The 3,662-nt window shown below is 65.0% G+C and carries 4 protein-coding genes; all 4 read left to right on the plus strand.

All coding sequences use genetic code 11. The annotated features are described in order from the left end of the window. On the plus strand, nt 1-1,618 hold a 1,618-nt coding region (locus QZY06_RS14240), incomplete at its 5' end, for a response regulator (RefSeq protein ID WP_295685689.1). Nucleotides 1,619-1,735: 117 nt separating this feature from the next. Continuing rightward, a complete protein-coding gene (locus tag QZY06_RS14245; protein ID WP_295685691.1) occupies nt 1,736-2,572 on the plus strand; it encodes a CheR family methyltransferase in 837 nt (278 codons plus the stop codon). After that, the gene (locus QZY06_RS14250; protein WP_295685693.1) at nt 2,569-3,153 is read left to right on the plus strand and encodes a chemotaxis protein CheB; all 585 of its coding nucleotides are present in this window, start codon (nt 2,569-2,571) and stop codon (nt 3,151-3,153) included. The genes QZY06_RS14245 and QZY06_RS14250 overlap by 4 nt, the downstream gene beginning before the upstream one ends. Continuing rightward, nucleotides 3,150-3,662 (plus strand): two-component system response regulator (locus tag QZY06_RS14255; RefSeq protein WP_367275648.1); only part of this gene is annotated, 513 nt, incomplete at its 3' end. The genes QZY06_RS14250 and QZY06_RS14255, both read left to right, overlap by 4 nt.

Here is a 3,662-nt window from a genome sequence, read left to right on the forward strand (position 1 = left end):
CGCCGGCAAGGTCGAGCTGCGCATCAGTCGCCCCGAACTCGGCCAGCGTCTGCCGCCGGGGCTCGGGCGCGAGCAATGCCTGGCGATCGCGGTCAGCGATACCGGCATCGGCATTCCGGAAGACAAGTTCCACAAGATGTTCCAGACCTTCCAGCAGGTCGATGCCGGCACCAGCCGGCAGTTCGGCGGCACCGGGCTGGGCCTGTCGATCGCCCGCGGCATGGCGCGGCGATTGGGCGGCGACATTGCCATGCAGAGCCGCTTCGGCAGCGGCAGCACCTTCACCGTGCTGCTGCCGGAGGAACCGCCGGCGTTCGAAGCCGAGCCGCTGCCGATGGCAAGCGAAGCATCTTCGTTCGAAGCCGCGCCGCTAACTGCCGCAGCGAAGCCCAGCGCGGCGCCCGTGCAGAGCCTGCCGCCGGCGCCGACGATCACTGACGACCGCGAGCTGATCAGTGGCGACGACACGGTGATCCTGATCGTCGAGGACGATCCGGCCTTCGCCCGCATCCTGGCTGAGCTGATTCGCCGTCGCGGCTATCGCGTGCTGGCGGCCGGCGATGGCGAATCGGGCCTGAAGCTGGTCCGCGAGTTCCGTCCGGCTGGCGTCCTGCTCGACGTGATGCTGCCGGGCATGGACGGCTGGGCGGTGATCGACCGGATGAAGGCGGACGTTTCGCTGAAGGACATTCCGGTGCACTTCATTTCCGCCACCGACGATGCCGCGCGCGGTCTCGAAGCCGGCGCGATCGGCTTCCTGACCAAGCCGGTGTCGAAGGCGGCGCTGCTGTCGGCCTTCGATCGCCTGCTTCATCCGGGCGGCGTGGATACGGTGCGCCGAGTGCTGCTGATCGATGATGACTCGGCTTCGCGCCTGGCCATGCGCAGCTTGCTCAACGATGCCGGCGTCGAACTCGTCGATGCTGCCAGCGGCGAGGAAGGCCTGGAGCAGCTGGCCAAGGCTCGCTTCGACTGCATCGTGCTCGATCTCAATCTGCCCGGCATGTCCGGCCAGGAGTTCCTCGAAATCGCATCGCGGTCCGGCCCGCTGCCGCCCGTGGTGATCCATTCCGGGCGCGAGCTGTCGCGCGAAGAAAGTCTGCAGCTGCGTCAGTACACCGACTCGATCGTCATCAAGGGTCTGCGCTCGCCGGAGCGGCTGCTCGATGAGGTCAGCCTGTTCCTGCACTCGCTGAAGCCGGCCGCGCCGCCGCCGGTGCGCGAAGCCGATCCGCGCCTCGCTGGCAAGACCGTGCTGGTGGTCGACGACGACATGCGCAACATCTTCGCGCTATCGAAAGCGCTGCGGGCACGCGGTCTGAAAGTGCTAATGGCGCAGGATGGCCACAAGGCGCTGAAGCAGCTCGATGACAATGTCGAGATCAGCCTGGTGCTGATGGACATCATGATGCCCGGCATGGATGGCTACGAAACGATGCGTGAAATCCGGGCGCAGCCGAAGTTCAACAAGCTGCCGATGATCGCGTTGACCGCGAAAGCCATGCGCGGCGATCGCGAGAAATGCCTGGAAGCGGGCGCCAGCGACTATCTGTCCAAACCCATCGATGTCGACAAGTTGCTGTCGATGATGCGGGTCTGGATGAGCCCCCGTGCTTAGCGGCATTGCCGCTACGGGGGCGAATGCCCGGTCAGGGATGGCCGGGCCGGGCTACTCAAAGAGACCGCTGCCGCGCCAGGGACGGCTTTGCCCCGCGCGTAAAAAGAGTCCGAGCGCTTGAATCGCCCCGATCCCGAGGACGTCGAACTCGAACTGTTCGTGCGCGCGCTGCAGCTGCGCCACGGCTATGACTTCAGCGGCTACGCCCGCGCTTCGCTGAAGCGCCGGGTGCAGAACCTGGCGATGAGCTTGAGCTGCCACACCATCAGCGAGCTGACCGCGAAGCTGCTGCGCGAGGATGAAGCGCTGCCTCTGGTGATCGCCGGCCTGTCGGTGCCGGTGTCGGAAATGTTCCGCAATCCCACGGTGTTCCAGGCGCTGGTCAGCGAAGTGTTTCCGGTGCTGGCCTCGTACCCGCACATCAACATCTGGCAGGCTGGCTGCGCGCGTGGCGAAGAGGTCTATTCGCTGGCGATCCTGCTCGACGAAGCCGGCCTTTACGACCGCACGCAGATCTACGCGACCGATTTCAACGATGTGGCGCTGGGAGCCGCGCAGGAAGGCATCTTCCCGGTCAGCGAGGCGCGTGCCTACGCCGAGAACTATCTCGCTGCCGGTGGCCAGCACACGCTGAATCACTACTGCATCGCCAAGTACGATCACATCAAGCTCGACGAAAGCCTCAAGCGCAACATCACTTTCGCGAATCACAATCTGGTGGCCGACGGCGTGTTTTGCGAGGCGCATCTGATCCTCTGCCGGAACGTACTGATCTACTTCACCAATCCGCTGCAGGATCATGTGCTCGGCCTGTTTCGTGACAGCCTGGTCCGCGGCGGCTTCCTGTGTCTCGGCAACAAGGAAAGCATCAGCTTTGCACCGAATGCCCGCGAGTTCGAAGCGGTCGACGGCCGCGCCCGCATCTACCGGCTCGGCGCCGTCAGTGCGGCATGAGTGTGGTGGCTCAACGCGCTGCGGTGGTGATCGGCTGTTCAACGGGTGGCCTGAAGGCGCTGAGCACGGTGCTGTCCGGCCTGCGCGCCGATCTGCAGGTACCGGTGATCGTGCTCTGCCATCGCGGCCAGGACGATGACAGCGGCTTGCTCGTCGAACTGCTGGCCAGGCAGTCGCCGTTGCCGGTGCACGAAGCCGAAGAGCGCCAGCCGGTGACGCCGGGCATCGTCCATCTCGCACCTTCGGGCTATCACCTGCTGATCGAGGCGGATCGCCGATTCATGCTGTCGACGGACATTCGGGTGCGCTTTGTGCGTCCCGCAGTCGACGTGCTGTTCGCCTCCGCGGCCGATGTCTACGCCGAGTCGCTGCTCGCCGTGGTGCTGACCGGTGCCAATGACGATGGTGCCGATGGCCTCGTCCAGGTGCGCCAGCGCGGTGGCTACGCCCTGGTGCAGGACCCGAAGGAAGCCGAAGCACCGCAGATGCCGCTGGCAGCGCTGACACGTGCCGGCGCCGACGAAGTACTGACCTTGACCGCCATTGCCCGCAGGATCAACGAATGCTGCTGTCCGCCATGATCGAAGCCCCGCCGAGTTTGCTACCCACCGGACTGACGGCGCTGCCCACGCCGAAGATCCTGATCGTCGACGATCACGCCCCGAATCGCCTGGCCCTGCGCCGCCTGCTGGCCAAGGCTGGCGCCGAGCTGGTCGAAGCCGATTCCGGCAACGCCGCGCTGGCCGCCTGCCTGGATCAGCACTTCGCGCTGATCCTGCTCGACGTCAACATGCCGGAGATGGACGGCTTCGAAGTCGCTCAATTGCTCAGTGAAGACGACAGCTCGAACCAGACGCCGATCATCTTCATCAGCGCTGCCTACGACGACATGCATCGTTTGAAAGGCTATGGCTCCGGCGCGGTCGACTACATCGCCAAGCCGGTCAACGAAGTGATCCTGCGCTCCAAGGTCAGCGTGTTCCTGGAGCTGTATCGGCGCAAGGCAGAACTGCAGGCCGCACTGGACCAGTTGCATCTGCATTCGCAATCGCTGGAACACGAGATCGAACTGCGCCGCGCCAGCGAGCAG

Origin of the sequence: uncultured Nevskia sp., assembly GCF_903885465.1 — a bacterium.
GTDB lineage: Bacteria > Pseudomonadota > Gammaproteobacteria > Nevskiales > Nevskiaceae > Nevskia.

Bases quoted from the DNA above. Each gene is read 5' to 3' on its own strand.
- QZY06_RS14250 (WP_295685693.1), top strand. From the start codon at position 2,569: ATGAGTGTGGTGGCTCAACGCGCTGCGGTGGTGATCGGCTGTTCAACG.